Consider the following 21083-nt stretch of genomic DNA (forward strand, 5'->3'; position numbering starts at 1 on the left):
AGGCCGACAGGTGACCACCGTTTCACCGAAGCCGATCGTCGCGCGGCCTTGGCCGGTGCGTCGCGAGCCCAAGGGCTCGTGGCTGGCCCGAGCGCTGCGGACAACCGACGCGAAGCAGATCGGGATCATGTACCTGGTCACCTCGTTCGTGTTCTTCGGCATCGGGGGCGTCCTCGCCCTGCTGATGCGCGGCGAACTCGCGCGACCGGGTCTGCAGTTCCTGTCGGCCGAGCAGTTCAACCAGCTGTTCACCATGCACGGCACGATCATGCTGCTGCTGTTCGCCACCCCGGTGGTGTTCGCCTTCGGCAACTACATCGTCCCGCTGCAGATCGGCGCACCCGACGTCGCGTTCCCGCGGCTCAACGCCTTCGCGTACTGGCTGTACCTGTTCGGCGGGACGCTGGTCGTGCTCGGCTTCGCCACCCCCGGCGGCGCCGCCGACTTCGGCTGGTTCGCCTACCAGCCGCTGTCCGATGTGGTCAACTCGCCGGGCGCGGGTGCCGACATGTGGTTCGTCGGCCTGCTCATCTCGGGTCTGGGCACGATCCTCGGCGCGGTCAACATGGTCACCACGATCCTGACGCTGCGCGCGCCGGGCATGACCATGTTCCGGATGCCGATCTTCACCTGGAACCTGCTGGTCACGTCGCTGCTGGTCCTGATGGTCTTCCCGATCCTGGCCGCCGCGCTGTGCATGGTCCTCGCCGACCGGCACCTCGGCACGCACGTCTTCGCCGTCGACACCGGCGGCGCGATGCTGTGGCAGAACCTCTTCTGGTTCTTCGGCCACCCGGAGGTCTACATCGTGGCGCTGCCGTTCTTCGGCATCGTCACCGAGATCATCCCGGTGTTCAGCCGCAAGCCGATCTTCGGTTACAAGACCCTCATCGCCGCGACCCTGAGCATCGCGGCCCTGTCGATGGCCGTGTGGGCGCACCACATGTTCGCCACCGGCCAGGTGCTGCTGCCGTTCTTCTCCTTCATGACCTTCCTGATCGCGGTGCCCACGGGCATCAAGTTCTTCGACTGGATCGGCACGATGTGGAAGGGGCAGTTGACCTTCGAGGCGCCGATGCTGTTCTCGATCGGCTTCCTGGTCACCTTCCTCTTCGGCGGCCTGTCGGGCGTGCTCCTGGCGTCCCCGCCGATCGACTTCCACGTGTCCGACACGTACTTCGTCGTCGCGCACTTCCACTACGTGCTGTTCGGCACGATCGTGTTCGCCGTCTACGCCGGCGTGTACTTCTGGTTCCCGAAGATGTTCGGCCGGATGTACGACGAGCGCCTGGCGCAGGTGCACTTCTGGCTGACCATGTTCGGCTTCCACACGACCTTCCTCGTGCAGCACTGGCTCGGCAACGAGGGCTTCCCGCGCCGCTACGCCGACTACGCGCCGGAGGACGGGTTCACGACGCTGAACACGATCTCCTCGGTCGGCGCGTTCATCCTCGGCGCCTCGACGCTGCCGTTCCTGTGGAACATGTTCAAGTCGTACAAGGCCGGGCGCGTCGTGAACGTCGACGACCCGTGGGGCTACGGCGGATCGCTGGAGTGGGCCACGAGCTGCCCGCCCCCGCTGCGCAACTTCGACCGGATGCCGCGCATCCGCTCCGAGCGCCCCGCCTTCGACGCCCGTCACGGTGCCGCTCTGGCGGCCATCGCCGACGCCAAGTCCGGCAAGGAGATCGAGCACTAGAGCGCTCGCTTCGCACGCACGCCGAAACCGCCGGTCCCGATGGGGCCGGCGGTTTCGTCATGTCCCGCCCCGGTGTTCAAGCCGCCAGGGGCGCTCTCGATCACGGCGACGACACTGAACCGTTCAGTATTGACATGTAACTAAACCGTGTAGTTCAATCCGAGGCATGTCGATCGCCGCCCACCGCGTCCCCCGGGCCGTCGCGACTCCCGTCTTGATGACCCTGACCTTCCCGGTGTCCCTCGGGATCTCGGCGACGAGCCTGCTGCTCCCGACCGCCGCCGGGGCGCTCGGCGTTTCGCTCGGCGCGGCGACGTGGCTGCTGACCCTCTACGGGTGGGGGATGGCGCTGGTGATGCCGTTCGCGGCCTATGTCGGCGACCGCTTCGGCCGCCGGACGATGCTGCGGGCCGGGGGAGCGGCGTCTGCGGCCGGTGCGGTGCTGATCCTGTGCGGACCCTGGCTGCCCTTGATCGGGGCCGGGAGGGTGCTGCTGGCGGCCGGTGCGGGGGTGATGGTGGTCAGCGCGATGAACGTGGCCCGGGCTTTCACGAGACCGGTCCGGCGGCAGCGGGCCCTGGGTCTCATCTCGGCGGGCATCGGCGTCTCCGGCGCGCTGGGGCCGCTGGCCGGTGCGCTCGTGGCCGACGCGAGTTCCTGGCGGGTCGCGTTGGCGCTGCCCGCGCTCAGCCTGGTGTCGCTGCCGCTGGTCTCGCGGGTGCTCTCCGACGAGCCCGCGGCCGGCGTCGGCGGGCTCGGCTTCGCCAGGGTGCTCCGCGACCGGCGCTTCCTGGCCTCGGTGGTGCTGGTGCTCGCTTTGACGACGGTGTACTTCGGGCTCGTCTACGCCGCTCCGCTGCTGCTGGGCGAGTCGACCGGGTGGAGCCGCTCGGAGGTCGGGGCGGTGCTCGTGGTGCCGGGACTCGTCGGCGCGGGACTGTCGTGGGCTTCTGCGGGCGCGGTGCTGCGTTTCGGGGCCAGGCGGGTCGCGATCGTCCTGGCGCTGCTGGCGACCTTCGCGGCGGCGTCGGCGGGCCTGTGGGGCGGTGTGCCGCCGGTCCTGGCGGCCGCCGGGGCCGCCGCCTTCGCCTCGGCGGCCGGGCAGGGCGTGCTCGTGGGCTCGGCGACCTCGACGCTGCCGGAGTCGGCGCGGACGAGCGGTGTGGGCCTGGTGAACTTCGCGTTCCAGTTCGGCAGCGTCGTGGGTCCGGCGGCCCTGTCGGTTCTCGCGCCGGCGGCCGGTCTCGGGTGGGGCCTGCTGGCGGTCGCCTCGGTGCCGCCGGCGGCGCTCGTGCTGACCGGCTTCGCCGTCACCCTCGGTGGTCGAAACCGAACCGTTTAGTTTATGGTGTGGGCGTGGCGGCCGATGTGGACGAATACGGGATCCCGATCATCGCCGATCCCGTCAGCTCCTCGGAACGCAAGCGCGCCTCCATCGTGGAGGCGGCCGTCGGCGAGTTCCTCCGCGAGGGCTACGCGGCGGCCTCGGTCGACAAGATCGCCCGCCGGGCGGGGGTCTCCAAACCCACGATCTACCAGCACTTCGGCAACAAGGAACGGCTGTTCCTCGCGGTCACCGCCGGGGTCCTCACCGAGGCCTACGAGGGTCTCGAACCGCTCGACCGGTCCATCCCGGACGAGCCCGGCGCGCTTCGCTCGGCGCTCACCGCCTACCTCGCCGCGTGGTCGCGGCGGGTGCTGTGCGAGGACATCCTCGCGCTGCGGCGCCTGGTCATCGGCGAGGTCGGCCGCTTCCCGCAGCTGGGGCGGCTCTGGTTCAAGATCACCCGCGAGATGATGGACGCGCCCCTCATCGAGACCGTCACCGAGCTCGGCGCGCGCGGCGTCCTGGACGCGCCCGACCCCGAGCGCGCGGTCCGGCAGCTCATCGGGATGACCCTGGGCGGACTCCAGCTCGTGCTGACCTTCCTGCCGGAGGAGAAGGCCGAGGACCGCGACATCGACGGGACGGTCGCGGCGGGCGTCGAGGTGTTCCTCTCCCACTACGGGCACCGCTGACCTGACGTCGCTGGCCGGCACCCCCTAGGCTTGACCCATGGCACGCGCACTGATCGTCGTGGATGTACAGAAGGACTTCTGCGAGGGCGGTTCCCTCGCCGTCGCCGGTGGTGCGGGCGTCGCCTCCGCCATCACCGCGGCCCTGCGGGACGAGCCCGAGCGCTGGGAGCATGTCGTGGCGACCCGCGACCACCACATCGACCCCGGCGGGCACTTCTCGTCCGAACCGGACTTCGTGGACAGCTGGCCCGTGCACTGCGTGGTCGGGACCGAGGGCGCGGCCTTCCACCCCGACTTCGACCACTCGCGGGCCGAGGCCGTCTTCGACAAGGGCGCCTACGCCGCGGCCTACTCCGGGTTCGAGGGCGCCAGCGACAGCACCTCGCTCGCCGAGTGGCTGCGCGCCCGCGACGTGACCGAGGTCGACGTCGTCGGCATCGCCACCGACCACTGCGTGCGCGCCACCGCGATCGACGCCGCCCGCGAGGGCTTCGCCACCACGGTGCTGCTCGACATGACGGCCGGCGTGGCCGCCGAGACGACCGAGTCGGCCCTGGCGCGGCTGCGCGAGGCGGACGTGACGCTCGTCGGCACGCCCGTCGTCGGCTAGGGCTTGTGGGTCTTGTGGGCGCGACGAGCCCGCCAAGGCCCGCGGTGACCCACCGGAGACGCCCTCTCTAGGAGCGCATCACCACGGGGATCGCCGGGTCGCCCTGGGAGAGCTTCAGGCCCTCCCACGGGATCGAGATCAGGCATTCGCGGAGGTGGTCGCGCGAGGCGTCGAGGGTCGGCAGGCCGGCCACGATCTCGCCGCCGCGCACCAGCGGGCGCTGGAGCGCGCGGTCGCCGGGCTCCGACTCGGGCGTGCCCTGCGAGACCACGATCTCCTCGACGGCCGTGCCGGTCGGCTTGTGGCGCCGCACGGCGGTCTTGCGGCCACCGACGGTCGCCTTGTTCTCCGAGCGCTTGACCACGGGCCGGCCCTCGACCTCGACGAGCTTGTAGACCAGACCCGCCGTAGGCGCGCCGGACCCGGTCACCACGGCCGTGCCCGCGCCATAGATGTCGACGGGGGTCGCCGCCAGCGATGCGATCGCGTACTCGTCGAGGTCGCCGGAGACGACGATGCGGGTGTCGGCCGCGCCGAGCGAGTCGAGCTGCTCGCGGGACTGCTGGCCCAGGAAGTGCAGGTCGCCGGAGTCGATGCGGATGGCCCGCAGACCCGGCCCGGCCGCGGCGATGGCGCGGCGGATGCCCTCGGAGATGTCGTAGGTGTCCACGAGCAGCGTCGTGTCCGTCCCCAGCGTCGCCACCTGGGAGGCGAAGGCCTCCTGCTCACTGTCGTGCAGGAGCGTGTAGGCGTGCGCCGAGGTCCCGGCGGTCGGGATCCCGTAGCGCATGCCCGCCTCCAGGTTCGAGGTGACCGAGAAGCCGGCCAGGTAGGCCGAGCGCGCGGCGGCCACGGCGGCCTCCTCGTGCGCGCGGCGCGAACCCATCTCGATGATCGGGCGGCCCCGCGCGGCGGTCACCATCCGGGCGGCGGCCGAGGCGATCGCGCAGTCGAAGTTCAGCACCGACAGTGCGAGCGTTTCGAGCAGCACGCACTCGGCGAAGGTCCCCGTCACCGTCAGGATCGGCGAGCCGGGGAAGTACAGCTCGCCCTCGGCGTAGCCGTCGATGTCGCCGGTGAAGCGGTAGTTCGCCAGCCACTCGATGGTCTGCTCGTTGACGACCTTCTTCTCGCGCAGGAATCGCAGCTGTTCGTCGTGGAAGCGGAAGTCGGCGAGGTGGTCGAGGAGCCGGCCGATCCCGGCGACCACCCCGTAGCGGCGGCCGTTGGGCAGACGGCGGGCGAAGGCCTCGAAGACACAGGCGCGCTCGGCGCTGCCGTCGGCGAGGGCGGCCGACACCATGGTCAGCTCGTAATGATCGGTGTGCAGCACGCTCACGGGCTTGAGCCTAATCAACGCCCGCCCGTCGCTCACCCGCGGACGACGATCTTCACCTCGTCCACTTCCAAGACCCTTGGCGTTTTTCGTTCACCGTGCTTTCACGTCAAGCCCGCCCGGTGTTGGTCCGGCGACGCATAGCCTGGCGCAGCCCCCTCCACGGGGACCCGCGAAGGTCCACGCCGTAAGGACTTCCCCTCGCATGCGCATCGCCGTCTTCACCGAGGATGACCAGGCCAGACAGGTCGCCGCCGAGTTCCGCCGCGCCGCCGAGGCGGCCGGGCACGTCGTCGACGAACTCACCCCCGCCCTCGTAGGACCCGAGGAAGCGATCGGCGAGGTCGACCTCCCCCACGAGCTCGAAGCGCGCGTGCGCGCCTTCACCGACGCCAACGGCGTCGACCGGCTCGTGCTGTGCGACGACCAGTCCCACCACGGCCGCCAACTCACGCGGGGGCTGCGGACCCGCCTGCCGGTCGTGGTGATCCAGGACCGCCACGTCGACTACCGGCACCGTTCCCTCGACGCCGCGGCCGCCGCCCACGGACGCCTCGGCGACAGCGGACCGGCCACCGTGTGCGTGTGGGGACCGGCGACGCGGCGCGCGCTCGCCGGTCGCGGCCCCGACACCGCCGTCGTCGTCACCGGAGCCCTCGGCCTCAGCGACGACCCCGCCCTCCTGCGCGCCGCCCGCTCAGCCGTGCACCGGCGCGCCGCCGCCCCGGGCACCCCGCTGCGGGTCGTGATCCACGGCGACGGCGACTGGGACGAGGCCGTCGAGGAGCTGCGCGCCTACGGCGAGGTCGAGTTCGGCGGCGACCCGGCCGGCGCCGACCTCGTCGTCACCGCCACCGACGCCCTCTACCCCCGCACACTGCGGGCGGGGGTCCCGCTGGTCCACCACCGGCCGGCGGCGACCGGAGGCCGCGTCCTGCCCTCGCTGCGGCACAACCTGATCCGCACCACCGGCGACGTCGGCGAGCTCGGCGAGGTCGCGCTGCGCCTGAAGGTCGACGGCCGCTTCCGGGGCGACCCGGCCGGTGAGCCCGTCGAGCACTACCTGGCCTTCCACGCCGACGTCGGGGAACGGATCGTCGACGCGGTCGTCCGGGCCCAGGTCCCGGCGGCGGGGTCCGTTGTGGACGGGCCCACCGTCGACCGCCGCAGTCTCGCCGAGCGCGCCCTCGACGACATCCGCGACCGCATCCGCCGCCCCCGCTCCCTGGCCGTCATCGGCACCGACTTCGGGTACGTCACCGGCGTCGCCGTGCCCGTGCTGACCTACACGCGCGACCTCGTCGCCGAAGGACCCGTCGACGTCCGCTACATCGACATCTGGGCCTTCTCCAGCGTCGAGGGCGTCCTCGCCGCGATCGAGGGCTGCGAGCAGGTACTGGTCAACAGCCTCGCCCTCTTCTGGCGCAACTGGCTCGGCTCACGCGTCGTCGCCGCCCTCCTCGACGCCCGCGTGCCCACGTCGGTGTACGTCCACGAGACCGAGTACGTCTTCGACCACGAGGCCGCGACGCGCGGGGTGCGCCATGAGCGCCTGCTCGACCTGCTGCCGAGGCTGCGGCTGCTGTGCGTCTCCCGCGCCCAAGCCGACTTCTACCGCAAGCACGGCGCCCGCGACCCCGTCGTCGTCTACAACACCGTTCCCCTCGACGACCACCCGCCGCGCGCTCGGAAGCGGGCCGGGGAGCGGCCGCGCATCGCGATGGTCGGCACCGTCCAGGACCGCAAGGGCGTCGACCTGTTCTCGCGCGTGGCCGAACGCGCCGCCGCGCTGCCCTGGGACTTCGCCTGGTACGGCCACCGCGGCAGGGTGAGCGACACCGCCCTGGTGTCCACACGCGTCGACTGGCGCGGGGCCCTCCCGCGAAGACGCGTCCGCGCCGAACTCGCCGAGGCCGACGTGCTGTTCCTGTCCAGTTCGGACGATCCCATGCCGCTGGCCGTGATCGAGGCCGTCCAGCAGCGGCTGCGGATCGTCACCTACGACCGCGTCGGGTCGAAGGAGATCCTCCAAGGAGTGGGCGGATACCGGGGCTTCGGCGAGTACACCCCCGACGCCGCACTCACCGCGCTGCGGGAAGTGCTCGCCGACGACGTCGACGAGGCGGGGTACCGCGAGGTCGAGGAGCTGTTCGCGCCGGCGAGCTTCGCCGAGCGCATGTCGACGGCCCTCGCGCTGGCCAAGGACGGACCGGCGCCGCGGGTGCCGGCTCCCACCGTCGGGGCCCTCGACGACGCCACCGGCACGGCACACGCCGAGCACCTGGCGGCGCTGCGGGCCGAAGGGCGGCCGGCGGACGCCGAACTGTACGAACGGGCACTGCTGCGGAGGCGGGACTGATGGGGCGGGTACTGCGAAGGCTGCTGCGGCCGGTCACGGCGCGGATGGACAAGCGCGTCGACAGGACGGCAGAGCGGGCGTTGCGCGGGAAGGCCGATGGGGTCTTGGACGCGGCGGTGAAGGACTTGCGCGCTCGCAACGCGAGAGGGCTGGACGAGGTGTACGACGCGCTGACGGCGCTGCGCGCCGAGCTGGCGGAGGCGCGGGAGGAGATCGCGGAGCTGCGGCGGCGGGGGTAGGGGCGGGTTGGGGCGGTTGCCTCGGCTGCGGGGCTCGGGCTCGGGGCGCGACCGGCCGATGGGCGTCGGGTGGGTGGGGCGTTGGGGATCGGGGCGCCGGGGTGCTGGGTTGCCGGGGCGCCGGATCGTGCCCGGTCGACTCGGGCGTGAGGTCATGGCGCGCCGCCGGACTCGACTGCCGGGTTGTGTCGTGCTCCGGCGGACTCGGCTGCTGGGGTTGTGCTCCGGCGGGGTTGTCCACAACCGGCGGGTTATCCACAGGCCCGGCCGCTGAGCACTACACACCCACGCCTGGCGCCCCTCTACTGTCAGAAGTGGGAGGCGGCCTGGGCGGCCCCACGGTTCCGATCGGGGACAACGGGCGGCCACGTCGACCCGCCGCTCCCGGCTTCGCCGCCGCTCCAGCCATCACCCCGCGTTCTTCGCCCCCGCCAGTTGCCCCACCGTCCCCCGCCGAGCGCCCAGCCCTAACCCCGCCCCCAACCCCGGTCCGCTATCCCGATCCCCAACCCCGCCCCGGCCCCGCCCCGGCCCAGCCCCGCCCCGCCCCAGCCCCGGCCCAGCCCCGCCCCCAACCTCGGCCCCGCCACCCCGCCCCTTCCCGCGCACGCCACCCCCACCACCCCCACCCACCGCATCCCCCCGCACCCACCCCTCCCGCCCGCGAACCACCCCCCGCCCGCCCCACCCCGCCAGTCACCCCCCACCCCTCCCCGCGCACCCCACCACCCCCACCCACCCCTCCCGCCCCACCCGCCACCGCCACCGCGCCGCTGGCGCCGGGGTGGCACGATGGAGACATGGGAGCACCACTGGCGAGTCCGGACATCGTCACGGACCATGCCGAACGCGCCGACCCCGATCGTCCCTGGACGACGGTCGTGCACAACGACCCGGTCAACCTCATGAGCTACGTGACCTGGGTCCTGCAGAAGCTCTTCGGCTACAACCGCGACAAGGCCGAAAAGCTCATGCTCGACGTGCACAACAAGGGCCGCGCCACCGTCTCCTCCGGCGCCCGTGAGCGCATGGAGTTCGACGCCACCCGCCTCCACGCGCACGGCCTCTGGGCCACCGTAGAGCGCCAGTAAACGAACAGGAAACATGCGAGCCTTCATTCGTGATGGCGACACCTTCGTCGCCACCTTCGCCCCGGCCGAGGCCGACGCGATCCGCCAGTCGGTACAGGGCATCGCCGGACTCGTCCGGACCCACGACACCGACGACCCCGTCACCGCGCGGCTGTTCCCGGACGTCTACAACGACTCCAGCGACGACGCCGCCGAGTTCCACCGCCTCACCGACGCCGAACTGACCGGCACGAAACTCGCGCAGGTCGATGTGCTCCTCGACACGCTCCCCGCCGAGGGCGGCGAGGTCAGCATCGACGCCGAGACGGCCGAGGCGTGGCTGCGCGCCATCACCGACGTCCGGCTGGCCCTCGGCGTCCGCCTGGACATCAGCGAATCGACCGACCTCGGCCGCGAGATCGACGACGAGATCCTCGCCGACCCGGTGTCCCCGCGTGCGGCCGCGCTGGGTCTCTACGAACTCCTCACCTACGTCCAGGAGTCCCTCGTGGTGGCCGTCGCGGGATGGTGACCGCCCGCCGACCGGGTAGGCTGTCGAGCGTGTTGACGATCGACCGTGCGCTTGTAGCCGCGATGGTCGCCCATGCCCGCCGGGACCACCCGGACGAGGCCTGCGGCGTCATCGCCGGCCCCGCGGGATCCGACACGCCCTCGCGCCTCGTCGAGATGATCAACGCCGAGCGCTCGCCGACGTTCTACCGCTTCGACTCCGCCGAGCAGCTCACCGTCTGGCGCGGGATGGACGACCACGACGAGGAACCCGTCGTGATCTACCACTCCCACACCGCCACCGAGGCCTACCCCTCGCGCACCGACGTCAAGTTCGCCGGCGAGCCCGGCGCGCACTACGTCCTGGTCTCCACCCGCGACCCCGAGGTCGCCGAGGTCCGGTCCTTCCGGATCGTCGACGGCGAGATCACCGAGGAACCCATCGAACTCACCGGCGACGAGCTCGCCGTCCAGACGTACAAGATCGGGCACACACCCACCTCGATCGTGTACGACTGTGCCGAGCCGCGCTAGGCGACGCCTCCCCGCGTCACGCCCCGCGCAGATCCCGGCTCTCCCGAATCAAGTCACACCCTCCTGCGTTGAAAGAGAACGGCCATGTCTGTCGAAGTTCGCATTCCCACCATCCTGCGCACCCACACCGGCGGCGAGAAGCTCGTCTCCGGCGCCGGTGACACCCTCTCGGCCCTGTTCGCCGACCTCGACACCCGCCACAACGGGCTGTCCGGCCGCGTGATCACCGCCGAGGGCTCCCTCCACCGCTTCGTCAACGTCTACGTCAACGACGAGGACGTCCGCTTCACCGGCGGCCTCGACACCAAGCTCAACGACGGCGACTCGGTGACCATCCTCCCGGCCGTGGCTGGCGGCTGACGCGAGCCATGGCGCGGTACGACTCGATCCTCGACGCCTGCGGTGACACGCCGCTGGTCGGGTTGCCGAACCTGTCCCCCTCGGACGAGGTCCGCCTGTGGGCCAAGCTGGAGGACCGCAACCCGACCGGCAGCATCAAGGACCGCGCCGCCCTGTCCATGTTGACCGCCGCCGAGGACGCCGGCGTCCTCAAGCCCGGCGCGACGATCCTTGAGCCCACCTCGGGCAACACCGGCATCGCGCTCGCCCTGGTGAGCCGGCTGCGCGGCTACAAGCTGATCTGCGTGATGCCGGAGAACACCTCGGCCGAGCGCCGGCAGCTGCTGGAGCTCTACGGCGTGAAGATCGTGCCGTCACCGGCCGCCGGGGGTTCCAACCAGGCGGTCGCGATGGCGCGCAAGCTCGCCGCGGAGAACCCCGACTGGGTGATGCTCGACCAGTACTCCAACGCCGCCAACGCCGCCGCGCACATCGCCACGACCGGCCCGGAGCTGCTGCGGGACCTGCCGACGATCACGCACCTCGTCGCGGGCCTGGGCACCACCGGGACCCTCATGGGGACCGGTCGCTTCCTGCGCGACAACGCCCCCGGCGTGAAGATCGTCGCGGCCGAACCGCGCTACGGCGAGCTCGTCTACGGGCTGCGCAACCTCGACGAGGGCTTCGTGCCGGAGCTCTACGACGAGAAGATCCTGCACCGCCGTATCTCGGTGGGGACCGCCGACGCGCTGCGCCGGACGCGGCAGCTGGTCTTCGACGAGGGTGTCTTCGCCGGGCCGTCGACGGGCGCGGTGCTGCACGCCGCGCTGGTCGTGGCGGGGGAGGCCGTGAAGTCGGGTAGTGCCGCCGACATCGTGGTGATGGTCGCCGACGCGGGCTGGAAGTACTTGTCCACGGGCGCCTACTCCGGTTCGCTCGAAGAGGCCGCCGAAGCCCTCGACGGTCAGCTGTGGGCGTGACCTCGATCATTTGACCTGGTCAGCCAGGGGTGTGACGGATGGTTGCGCCCTCGGCGGCCCCGAGTAGAGTCGGGCAGCATGAGCATCCAGACCTCAACACGGACGCCGATGGTGCCGACCGAGCAGCCCCGCGCCGCGCAGGCCGGTCCTGAGAACCGACCCGTGCCGGACGTCCGGCTGCGTCGGCTCATGGGCGTGTGCGCCTGGGCGCTGTGCCTGGCGATCTGCGGCCTCGTCGTCGGCCTCATCGACCTGATCCTCCTCCTCGGGGGCGAGACGCCGGGCTGGTTCGAGCCGGCGATCATCGTCACCGGCCTCGTCGGTCTCGGCCTGGCGATCGCCGCGTTCCCCATGACCCGCTCGCGGCAGACACCGTGGATCCTGCTGTCGGCGAGCACCGTCGTGTTCATCATCGGCGTCGTTTTGACCGCTCAGGCTTCGTAACGTCGGTCACAGTCGTGACGCCCCTCACCTGTCACCTTCGTGACAAGGCGGGCGTCGCGCCCTGCGTTGACAGGTGTTCGACGCGTACGCTCCCCTAGGTGACGGACGCACCTATCGGGATCTTCGACTCCGGCGTCGGCGGTCTGACGGTGGCTCGCGCCGTGCTCGATCAACTGCCCGCCGAGCGACTCGTCTATGTCGGCGACACCAGGCATGTGCCCTACGGGCCCAAGCCGATCGCCGACGTCCGCAGGCACTCTCTCGACGCGTGCGACCACTTGGTCGGGCTCGGGGTGAAAGCCCTGGTGATCGCGTGCAACACGGCGAGTGCGGCGTGTCTGCACGACGCGCGCGAACGTTACGACATCCCCGTTGTCGAGGTGATCCGCCCCGCCGTCCGGCGTGCGGCGGCGGCCACCCGCAACGGGCGGATCGGTGTCCTCGGTACGGCCGCGACGATCGGCAGCGGCGCCTACGAGGACGCCTTCTCGGCGGCTCCGCACATTCAGGTCACGAGTGCGGCCGCGCCTGCCTTCGTCGACTTCGTCGAGCGCGGAGTGACAACCGGACGACAGCTACTCGGTCTCGCTTCGGCCTACCTTGAGCCGCTACAGCGTGCGGACGTCGACACGGTTGTCCTCGGTTGCACGCACTATCCGCTGCTTGCCGGGCTCATCGGCCTGGTGATGGGAGACGAAGTGACGCTGGTGTCGAGCGCCGAAGAGACCGCCCGGCAGTTGTACCGGGTGCTCACCGATCAGGGCCTGCTGCGGGAGAATGATTCGCAGGGGCCCGGGCATCGGTTTCTGGCGACCGGTGACGCGGTGTCCTTCGCCCGGCTGGCTCGGCGGTTCCTTGGCCCGCAACTGGCGGACGTCCGGGCCGACGCGTTCGGTGAGGTGGCACCGTGAAACTGACGATCATCGGCTGTGCCGGGAGTTTCCCCGCACCCGATTCACCCTGCTCGGCCTATGTGGTGGAAGCGGAGGGGTTCCGGCTGCTCATCGACTTCGGCTCCGGATCCCTCGGCGCGCTGCAGAGGCATCTCGACCCGCATTCGATCGACGCGATCATGCTCACGCATCTGCACGCCGACCATGTGCTGGACGCCTGCACCTATGTGGTGATGCGCCGGTACGCGCCGGGTGCGCCCTTTCCGAGGATCCCGGTGTACGGCCCGAAGGACACCGAGGCGCGGCTGATGGAGGCCTACGGCGGTGCGGGGGAGGAGCACATCGCTCCCTCCCTGCGCGATGTGTACGCGTTCCATCCGATGGCGCCGGGATCCTTCGAACTGGGTCCCTTCGGCGTGTCGGTGGACCTGGTGACGCATCCGGTGGAGACCTACGGCGTGCGCATCACCCACAACGGCCGGTCGCTGGCCTACTCCTCCGACTCCGGGCCCTGCGAGGCCCTGGTGCGGCTGGCGCAGCACAGTGACCTCTTCCTCTGCGAGGCCTCCTACCTGGAGGGCCGCGACAACCCGCCGAACGTGCACCTGACCGGCAAGGAGGCCGGGGAGCACGCCACGAAGGCGGGGGTCGGGCGGCTGGTGCTGACCCATCTCGTGCAGGCGTGGGGGAGCGAGGAGTGCACCTACGCCGAGGCCGCCTCAGCCTTCAACGGCCCGATCGACCTGGCCAGATCCGGCGCGGTTTACCAGATCTAGCCCGGTGAGGGCCCGTCCCACCGGCTCGCTGCGCAGGTAGCCGCCGGGCTGGTGGGCGTCGAAGGCCGGCACCCTGCGCTCGGCGTGGGCCTCCACACCGTCGAAGAGCGCCGCGACCTCGCCGCCCGGTACGGCGAACAGGTCGCGGGGGTCGAGGACGTCGATCCAGCGGTCCACATTGGGCGGCCGGCCACGGCGTCCGTCCACTGTGGGCGAGGACAGGTGCGGGAACACCGCGCCCGGGACGGCCAGCGGCGAGCCGATCGTGATCAGCAGCGGTATCGCAATCGGTGAATGGGCCCATAGTGTCTCGTAGGCGACAACGGCCCCCAGCGAGTGGGCGACGACCACGTCGGCACCGGCCATCCGGCGGGCCACGCGTGCGGTGACCGCCTCGCGTGTTCCGGCCCGGCCGTGCGCGCGCAGGAAGCGCGCGGCCTCGCGGGCGAAGGCGACGAGGAACCCGTGCGTCGCGGCGCCGTTGACGTTGCGCCGCCCGGCGAGGATCGCCATCCCGGTTCGCGGTGAGACGCGCAGGCGCCCGCCGTCGTCGAGGTCGGGCAGGGCGGCCACCAGGTAAGACGTGAGCAGCGACCACGCGTCGGCGTCGAGGCGGTCCACGTTGAGCGGTTCGCCGTAGGCCCCGGGTTTGCGGACCAGGTCGGCGAAGTAGGCGACCTCCAGCCCGGGCGGCCGGTCCGGTCCGAGGTGCTCGCGCCATTGCGCGGCGATCGCCTCGCCGGCCCGCAGCGGGTCGCCGGGACGGTACTGGAGGACTCCGTGCACACCGACGATTCGCGTCACGGGTGCGAGTCTATGGACGCTCGGACGCGGGCGCCTCCCCAATGGCGCGGCCGTGGTCCGGACTGTCCACTGTCGACGGTTTGCGGACCGTCGATATGGTCGCGCCATGACCGACGAACTGCGCGCCGACCCGGTGGAACTGGCGACACTCGCCGGTTCGACCCTGCGGATCGGCAAGGACCTCCGGACGGCCTCGGCCGAGGGCCGCGCCGAGGCGCAGCTTCCCTCGGTGGTCTTCGGGAACTCCGGGGACGCGCCCGAGTGCGAGCGCTACCACTCCGACGTGCTCGAAGCCGCCGACCGGGCCTTGAGCACTCTCGCCGACGTGTTCGAGGCCGACGCCGACCGGCTGCTCCTGACGGCCTTCGCCTACAAGTCGACCGACGAGGCCGAAGCCCGCCGGCAGGAGGCGGCCTGCCGCTGCGGAGAGAGGACGCCGCTGTGAGCGCGCCCGGCAAGATCACCGTCGACCTGCGCTGGTGGAGCCTGATGTCCGAGCCGGCGAGGCTCGAACAGGCCGCCGGTCGCTGGCGGACCCTCGGCCAAGCCCTCGACGGCCGCGCGACCGCTCTGGAAACGGCGGCCCGCACCGTCCTCGACGAGGAGTGGAAGGGCGCCGCACGAGACTCCTACGAGGATCACCAGCGGAAACTGCGCACCACGCTGTCCGGCCTCAAAGCCGCCGCCGACGCGGCAGCCGGCGTCCTCACCGACATGGCGGCGCTCCTGCGTGACAAGCAGTTCGAGCTGTCCTGCGCCCTGGAGAGCATCCTGCTCGCGGTCCCGTTCACCTCTGCCCCCACGGCGATGGTCTTCGCCCCCGAGACGCCCGAGCAGAGCCGGCTGGTCGGGGACGGCGTCGCCGTCGCGCAACAGATCCGCACGTCTCTCGACACCGGCCTGGAGCGCCTACGCCGCCGTCTGTTCGTCGAGGCCGAGCAGCCCTTCAAGTCCGCCTTCGAGGAGTGGAAGAAGCAGGCCGACGGGGCGCCGAGCTTCCAGTCGCCGCCGGAGTCCTCGGTCAAGGGCGACGTGCTGCGCCTGCCCGACGGCTCGATCGTCATCAACTCCGGCGGGTACGTCGACGACAAGGTCAAGGTCACCACGAACGACAAGGGCGAGGTCGTCGTCGACGTCAACGGGCACAAGACCACCTACCCGCCCTGCACCCCCTTGACGATCCGGACCGGTGCCGGCGACGACGTCGTCGACGTGGACACCGGCGCCTCGCCGATCACGGTCCTCGGTGGCGACGGCGCCGAGAAGGTGACCGCCAAGGGCGGCCCCCACACCGTTCTGACGGGCGGGGGCGACGACAAGGTCAACGGTGGAAGCTACGTCGGCACCGGCTCCGGCAACGATGAGATCCAGGCCGGCGACGGCGACGACGTCATCGCCGGCGGCACCGGAAACGACGAGATCTACGGCGGCAAGGGCGCCGACTCCATCGACGGCGGATCGGGCGACGACTACGTCGACGGCCAGGACGGCGACGACGTCCTGCACGGCGGCGACGACGCCGACATCGTCTACGGCCTCGACGGCGTCGACCGGATCTTCGGCGGCGCCGGCGCCGACTACCTCGAAGGCGGCAAGGACGACGACCTCGCTGCGGGCGGTTCGGGCGCCGACATCGTCTCCGGCGGGCGCGGCGCCGACACGCTGCTGGGCGGACACGACCCCGACGTCATCTACGGCGGCCGCGACCGCGACACCGTCGACGGCGGCACCTCCGACGACCGCGTCTACGTGCAGGCCGAGGACGTCACCGCGGGCCCGCCGGCCGAACGGCACGACGTCGAGATCGTCGACTCCGAGATCGCCGTCATCGAGGGCAGCGAGGAGTTCGCCGACCGGGTCCAGGCCGACCTCGACCTCTTCGGCGCCTCGCCGACCGGCCGCCAGATGCTGGAGAACCTCGAACAGCGCATGGAGGAGTCCCGCGGCGACGACCTGATCGACGACCGCCGGCTCATTATCAAGGAGTTCGACGAGTCCAACGGCAGGGCGTCCAACCTCGGCGGCGACGCCACCCTCAGCATCAACCCGGAGTACCGCGGATCGAGCGGACGCCCCTCGGTGGTGCTCTACCACGAACTCGCGCACGCCTACGACTACCTCAACGGCACCGGCGAGGGCGGATCGCACACCGATCCGGCGAATCCCGACGTCGATCCGAAAACGGGCGACCCTGTGCCCAAGGACGAGCGTCAGGCCGTCGGGCTGCCCATCGACCCGACGATGAACGGCACCGAGCCCGACCCGGACAAGGGGCGCTACGTGATCGACCCCGAGCACCCGATCCAGTTCACCGAGAACGGGCTCCGCCAGGAGTTCGGGCTCGGACCGCGCTCCCACTACGGCGCGGCGGCGCCCGAGGTCAAGAGCGAGCCGGCGGGCCGTTGAGCCGCTCCAGCACCGCCCCGTGCAGGAGCCCGTTCGTCGCGACCGCCGAGCCGCCCGCCGGTCCGGGAGTCCCGTCGAGGCTGGTGAAGCGGCCTCCCGACTCGGTGACGATCACCGAGAGCGCCGCGAGGTCCCACAGCGCGACCTCGGGCTCGATGGCGATGTCGACGGTCCCTTCGGCGAGCAGTACGTAGCTGTAGAAGTCCCCGTAGGCGCGGTCGCGCCAGGAGTCGGTGAGCAGGCCGAGGGCGTTGTCGCCCTTGCCGTGCTCGTACCAGGACGTGATCGAGGAGACCGAGACCGAGGCGTCCTCCACCTTGGACACCGCGGAGACCTTGAGGCGCTCGGCGCGCGAGCGGTCCTTGCCGGCGAAGGCCCCGGCGCCCTTCGCCGCCCACCAGCGGCGGCCGAGGGCGGGGGCGCTGACGAGTCCGACGACGGGCTCGTCGCCGTCCATGAGCGCGATGAGGGTCGCCCAGACCGGGACGCCGCGCACGTAGTTGGCGGTGGCGTCGATGGGGTCGATGACCCAGCGGCGGCCGCTGTTGCCCTCCAGACCGAACTCCTCGCCGAGGATGGAGTCGCGGGAGCGGTAGCGGCCGAGGGTGGAGCGGATGGTCTTCTCCACCGTCAGGTCGGCGTCCGTGACGTGGGTGGTGTCGGGCTTGCGGTCGACGTGGAGGTCGTTGGCGCGAAAACGCGCCGCGGAGATCGAGTCGGCGCTGTCGGCGAGGACGTGCGCGAGTCCCAGGTCATCGGTGTAGTCGGCCATGGCGGTGAATCTATCCTGGCCGGCCGGTCGGCTTGATCACCGCCTGAGCGGCGACGGCGAAACGGCGCCCATGATCATGGGCGCCGTTTCGTGAGCCGGCCGTCAGCCGGACTGGGGCTTGAACCGCTTGAGCCGCAGGCTGTTGGTCACCACGAACACCGACGACAGGGCCATCGCCCCGCCGGCGATCATCGGGTTGAGCATGCCCAGCGCGGCCAGCGGGATGGCCGCGACGTTGTAGGCGAAGGCCCAGAACAGGTTCCCCTTGATCGTGCGCAGGGTCTTGCGGGACAGGCGGATGGCGTCGGCGGCGGCCCGCAGGTCGCCCCGCACGAGGGTCAGGTCGCTGGCCTCGATGGCCACGTCCGTGCCGGTCCCCATCGCCAGGCCGAGGTCGGCCTGGGCGAGCGCGGCGGCGTCGTTGACGCCGTCGCCGACCATGGCGACCGTGCGGCCCTCGGCCTGGAGGGCCTTGACCACGTCGACCTTGTCCTTCGGCATGACCTCGGCGTGGACCACGTCGATGCCGACCTGGGCGGCGACGGTCGCGGCGACGGCCTTGTTGTCGCCGGTCAGCAGGACCGGGGTGAGCCCCAGCGAGCGGAAGCGGGTGACGGCTTCGGCGCTGGTCTCCTTGACGGTGTCGGCGACGACCAGCAGGCCGCGCACCTGGCCGTCCCAGCTCGCCGCGACGACCGTCTTGCCCTCGGCCTCGGCGGTGTCCTTGGCGGCCTGGAGTCCCTCGTCGAGGTACTGGGACCACTCCGCCAGCAGCTGCGTGCGGCCGACGGTGACGGCCTTGTCCTCGACCATGCCGTTGACGCCGAGCCCGGCGACGTTCTCGAACTGCTCGACGGGCGGCAGTTCGCCGACCTTCTCGGCCGCGCCGGCCGCGATGGCCTGCGCGATCGGGTGCTCCGAGGCGTGTTCGAGGGCGCCGGCGACGCGCAGGAGTTCGTCGGTGTCCTGCCCGGCGGCGGGGATCACGTCGACCAGCGCCATCTTGCCGGTGGTGACGGTGCCGGTCTTGTCGAGGACGATGGTGTCGACGCGGCGGGTGGACTCCAGGACCTCGGGGCCCTTGATGAGGATGCCGAACTGCGCGCCGCGGCCGGTGCCGACCATCAGGGCGGTCGGGGTGGCCAGGCCCAGGGCGCACGGGCAGGCGATGATCAGGACCGCGACGGCGGCGGTGAAGGCGGCGGCGGTGCCGTTGCCCAGGAGCAGCCACACGCCCAGGGTGGCCAGCGCCAAGGCGATCACGATCGGGACGAATACCGCCGAGATGCGGTCGGCGAGGCGCTGGACGGCGGCCTTGCCGTTCTGCGCGTCCTCGACGAGCCTGGCCATCTGCGCCAGTTGCGTGTCGGAGCCGACGCGGGTGGCGCGGACCACCAGGCGGCCGCCGGCGTTGACGGTCGCGCCGGTGACCTGGCTGTCCGGGCCGACCTCGACGGGGACCGACTCGCCGGTGAGCATGGACTCGTCGACGGCGGAGGACCCGTCGACGACGACGCCGTCGGTGGCGATCTTCTCGCCGGGGCGGACGACGAACTCGTCGCCGGTGCGCAGGTCTTCGACGCCGATGAGCGTCTCGCGGCCGTCGCGCAGGACGCTGACCTCTTTGGCGCCCATGGCCAGCAGCGCGCGCAGCGCCGAGCCGGCCTTCCGCTTCGCGCGGGCCTCCAGGTAGCGGCCGAGCAGGATGAACGCGGTGACGCCCGCGGCGGCCTCAAGGTAGATGTTGCCGGCGCCGTCGGATTCGCCGATGGTGAAGCTGAACGGGTGGGTCATGCCGATCATCCCGGCGTCGCCCCAGAACAGCGCCCAGATCGACCAGCCGAAGGCGGCGAGCGTGCCGACCGACACGAGGGTGTCCATCGTCGCCGCTCCGTGGCGCAGGTTGGTCCAGGCGGCCTTGTGGAAGGGCCAGCCGCCGTAGGTGACCACCGGGAAGGCGAGCATCAGCGACAGCCACTGCCAGGCGTCGAACTGGAAGGCCGGGACCATCGCCAGCACGACCACCGGGATCGCCAGGACCAGCGAGATCAGCGTGCGCTGCCTGAGCTCGTCGAGTTCGGGGTCTCCCGGGGCGGTCTCGTCGGGTTCGGCCCGCGGCGGTTTGGGCAGCTGTGCGCCGTAACCGGTCTTCTCGACGGTCGAGACGAGGTCTTCGGGGACGACGTTCGGTGCGAAGGTCACCTTGGCCTTGGCGGTGGCGTAGTTGACCGTGGCCGTGACGCCGTCCATCTTGTTGAGCTTGCGTTCGATCCGGCCGGCGCAGGACGCGCAGGTCATCCCGCTGATGGCCAGCTCGATCTGGCCGTCGGACGGGGCCGAGCCTGTACGGGAAGTCATCGGGCTGCTCCTTCACAACGATTGTCGCCTGTTCGCGGGTGGGCCCGCCCGTGGGTGGGCGAACTCGTGGGGCGGGCCGCACCCGCCGGGTGTCAGACGGTGAGGCGGTAGCCGGCCTCGTCGACGGCCTTGGCGATCGCGTCGACGTCCACGGGGGTGCCGCTTCGGACCGTCACGGTGCCGGCGGACAGGTCGACGGCCACATCGGTGACGCCGGGCACGGCGCCGACCTCGGTGCTGACGCTGTTGACGCAGTGGCCGCAGGTCATGCCCTCGACGCGGTAGGTGGCGCTGACGCCGTCAGTGACGCCGACGGTGGCGGTGGCGGCGGTGTCGGTGGCGCAGGTGTCGCACATGTGGGAACTCCTCGATAGTTTACCCCAGGGGGGTATCTGACGCTTAGAAGCTAACATACCCCTGGGGGTATCGCAAGCGTGGGTTCGCGGTTTTGTCGGAGGTAGGGCCTAACCTGCGGGAATGGATCGCACCGAGAACACCCGCGCGGCCGTCGAGAAGTACTGGGCCAGTGCCGACGCGCGCGACTGGGACGCCTTCGGCGCCCTGCTGGCCGAAGACGTGGTCTACGAGCTGCCGCAGACCCGCGAGCGGATCAGTGGCAAGGAGAAGTACGTCCAGTTCAACCGCGAGTACCCGGGGGACTGGCGCGCCTGGACCCACCGGATCGTCGCCGAGGAGGACGGCGCAGTGTCCTGGGCCAAGTTCGAGGTCGCCGGGGAGAGCAGCGACGCGGTGACCTTCTTCGAGGTCGACACCGACGGCAGAATCACCACCGTCACCGACTTCTGGCCGGAGAGCTACGAGCCCCCGGCCGGTCGGGAGCACCTGGTCGAGCAGTACTGACGCGAAGCACCCGAGGCCCCGCCGGGCTCGCCGTCGACGCGTTGCCGGTCACCGGGACGCGCGGAAACCCGCCA

The 21083-nt window shown here is 71.3% G+C and carries 21 protein-coding genes and 1 pseudogene; 17 read left to right on the forward strand and 5 right to left on the reverse strand.

What is annotated here, in order from left to right; genetic code table 11:
- The first annotated feature begins 10 nt into the window (after positions 1–10).
- The 4 genes from ctaD (at position 11) to AB0I28_RS28015 (ending at position 4328) form a co-directional block, all read left to right on the forward strand.
- Positions 11–1699 carry a cytochrome c oxidase subunit I gene (ctaD, locus tag AB0I28_RS28000; RefSeq protein WP_357498216.1) on the forward strand — a complete coding sequence of 563 codons (1689 nt, stop codon included), beginning with the start codon at positions 11–13 and terminating at the stop codon, positions 1697–1699.
- A 166-nt stretch (positions 1700–1865) separates the two neighbouring features.
- Positions 1866–3041: an MFS transporter gene (locus AB0I28_RS28005; protein WP_357498218.1), complete on the forward strand. Its 1176-nt coding sequence runs from the start codon at positions 1866–1868 to the stop codon at positions 3039–3041.
- Positions 3042–3055: 14 nt separating this feature from the next.
- Positions 3056–3718, forward strand: a complete 663-nt coding sequence (locus AB0I28_RS28010) for a TetR/AcrR family transcriptional regulator (RefSeq protein WP_357498220.1) — start codon at positions 3056–3058, stop codon at positions 3716–3718.
- 37 nt (positions 3719–3755) lie between these two features.
- Positions 3756–4328, forward strand: coding sequence for an isochorismatase family protein (locus AB0I28_RS28015; RefSeq protein ID WP_357498222.1), 573 nt, complete (start codon positions 3756–3758; stop codon positions 4326–4328).
- A 67-nt stretch (positions 4329–4395) separates the two neighbouring features.
- On the opposite strand, the gene AB0I28_RS28020 is transcribed toward AB0I28_RS28015, so the two are convergent.
- Positions 4396–5685, reverse strand: a complete 1290-nt coding sequence (locus AB0I28_RS28020) for a nicotinate phosphoribosyltransferase (RefSeq protein ID WP_357498224.1) — start codon at positions 5683–5685, stop codon at positions 4396–4398.
- A 184-nt stretch (positions 5686–5869) separates the two neighbouring features.
- Between AB0I28_RS28020 and AB0I28_RS28025 the strand changes: the two genes are divergently transcribed.
- The 10 genes from AB0I28_RS28025 to AB0I28_RS28070 all read left to right on the forward strand — a co-directional run bounded on the left by AB0I28_RS28025 (position 5870) and on the right by AB0I28_RS28070 (position 13808).
- On the forward strand, positions 5870–8023 hold the full coding sequence (locus tag AB0I28_RS28025; protein WP_357498226.1) for a glycosyltransferase family 4 protein: 2154 nt from the start codon (positions 5870–5872) through the stop codon (positions 8021–8023).
- On the forward strand, positions 8023–8262 hold the full coding sequence (locus AB0I28_RS28030; protein WP_357498227.1) for a hypothetical protein: 240 nt from the start codon (positions 8023–8025) through the stop codon (positions 8260–8262). The genes AB0I28_RS28025 and AB0I28_RS28030 overlap by 1 nt, the downstream gene beginning before the upstream one ends.
- An 800-nt stretch (positions 8263–9062) precedes the next feature.
- Positions 9063–9353, forward strand: coding sequence for an ATP-dependent Clp protease adapter ClpS (gene clpS / locus AB0I28_RS28035; RefSeq protein WP_357498229.1), 291 nt, complete (start codon positions 9063–9065; stop codon positions 9351–9353).
- A 13-nt stretch (positions 9354–9366) separates the two neighbouring features.
- Positions 9367–9864 carry a DUF2017 family protein gene (locus tag AB0I28_RS28040; RefSeq protein WP_357498231.1) on the forward strand — a complete coding sequence of 166 codons (498 nt, stop codon included), beginning with the start codon at positions 9367–9369 and terminating at the stop codon, positions 9862–9864.
- Between the two features lie 29 nt (positions 9865–9893).
- Entirely contained in the window at positions 9894–10376 is a 483-nt protein-coding gene (locus AB0I28_RS28045) for a M67 family metallopeptidase (RefSeq protein WP_357498233.1), read from the forward strand.
- A gap of 84 nt (positions 10377–10460) precedes the next feature.
- Complete coding sequence (locus AB0I28_RS28050) at positions 10461–10736, forward strand: MoaD/ThiS family protein (protein WP_357498235.1); 276 nt, start codon at positions 10461–10463, stop codon at positions 10734–10736.
- Between the two features lie 8 nt (positions 10737–10744).
- Positions 10745–11695, forward strand: a complete 951-nt coding sequence (locus tag AB0I28_RS28055) for a cysteine synthase (protein ID WP_357498237.1) — start codon at positions 10745–10747, stop codon at positions 11693–11695.
- Between the two features lie 78 nt (positions 11696–11773).
- On the forward strand, positions 11774–12139 hold the full coding sequence (locus AB0I28_RS28060) for a hypothetical protein (RefSeq protein WP_357498239.1): 366 nt from the start codon (positions 11774–11776) through the stop codon (positions 12137–12139).
- 98 nt (positions 12140–12237) lie between these two features.
- Entirely contained in the window at positions 12238–13050 is an 813-nt protein-coding gene (gene murI / locus AB0I28_RS28065) for a glutamate racemase (RefSeq protein WP_357498241.1), read from the forward strand.
- A complete protein-coding gene (locus tag AB0I28_RS28070) occupies positions 13047–13808 on the forward strand; it encodes an MBL fold metallo-hydrolase (protein WP_357498242.1) in 762 nt (253 codons plus the stop codon). The genes murI and AB0I28_RS28070 overlap by 4 nt, the downstream gene beginning before the upstream one ends.
- Here the strand turns inward: AB0I28_RS28070 and AB0I28_RS28075 are convergent.
- A complete protein-coding gene (locus tag AB0I28_RS28075; RefSeq protein WP_357498244.1) occupies positions 13752–14612 on the reverse strand; it encodes a hypothetical protein in 861 nt (286 codons plus the stop codon). The genes AB0I28_RS28070 and AB0I28_RS28075 overlap by 57 nt on opposite strands.
- A gap of 106 nt (positions 14613–14718) precedes the next feature.
- Here AB0I28_RS28075 and AB0I28_RS28080 point away from each other — a divergent pair, with 106 nt between their 5' ends.
- Complete coding sequence (locus AB0I28_RS28080) at positions 14719–15057, forward strand: hypothetical protein (protein ID WP_357498246.1); 339 nt, start codon at positions 14719–14721, stop codon at positions 15055–15057.
- Complete coding sequence (locus AB0I28_RS28085) at positions 15054–17018, forward strand: M91 family zinc metallopeptidase (RefSeq protein ID WP_357498248.1); 1965 nt, start codon at positions 15054–15056, stop codon at positions 17016–17018. Before AB0I28_RS28080 ends, AB0I28_RS28085 begins: the two co-directional genes overlap by 4 nt.
- On the opposite strand, the gene AB0I28_RS28090 is transcribed toward AB0I28_RS28085, so the two are convergent.
- The 3 genes and pseudogenes from AB0I28_RS28090 to AB0I28_RS28100 all read right to left on the reverse strand — a co-directional run.
- Positions 16993–17790: an inositol monophosphatase family protein gene (locus AB0I28_RS28090; protein WP_357498250.1), complete on the reverse strand. Its 798-nt coding sequence runs from the start codon at positions 17788–17790 to the stop codon at positions 16993–16995. The genes AB0I28_RS28085 and AB0I28_RS28090 overlap by 26 nt on opposite strands.
- 102 nt (positions 17791–17892) lie before the next feature.
- Entirely contained in the window at positions 17893–20148 is a 2256-nt protein-coding gene (locus AB0I28_RS28095) for a heavy metal translocating P-type ATPase (protein WP_357498252.1), read from the reverse strand.
- A gap of 92 nt (positions 20149–20240) precedes the next feature.
- Positions 20241–20444: pseudogene (locus tag AB0I28_RS28100) on the reverse strand (copper ion binding protein); the annotation flags it as partial.
- Positions 20445–20625: 181 nt separating this feature from the next.
- On the opposite strand from AB0I28_RS28100, the gene AB0I28_RS28105 reads away from it, so the two are divergent.
- Positions 20626–21009 (forward strand): nuclear transport factor 2 family protein, encoded by a 384-nt coding sequence (locus AB0I28_RS28105; RefSeq protein WP_357498254.1) that lies wholly within the window; start codon positions 20626–20628, stop codon positions 21007–21009.
- Positions 21010–21083: the final 74 nt, after the last annotated feature.

The organism is Phytomonospora sp. NPDC050363 (genome assembly GCF_040655735.1).
Lineage (GTDB): Bacteria > Actinomycetota > Actinomycetes > Mycobacteriales > Micromonosporaceae > Phytomonospora.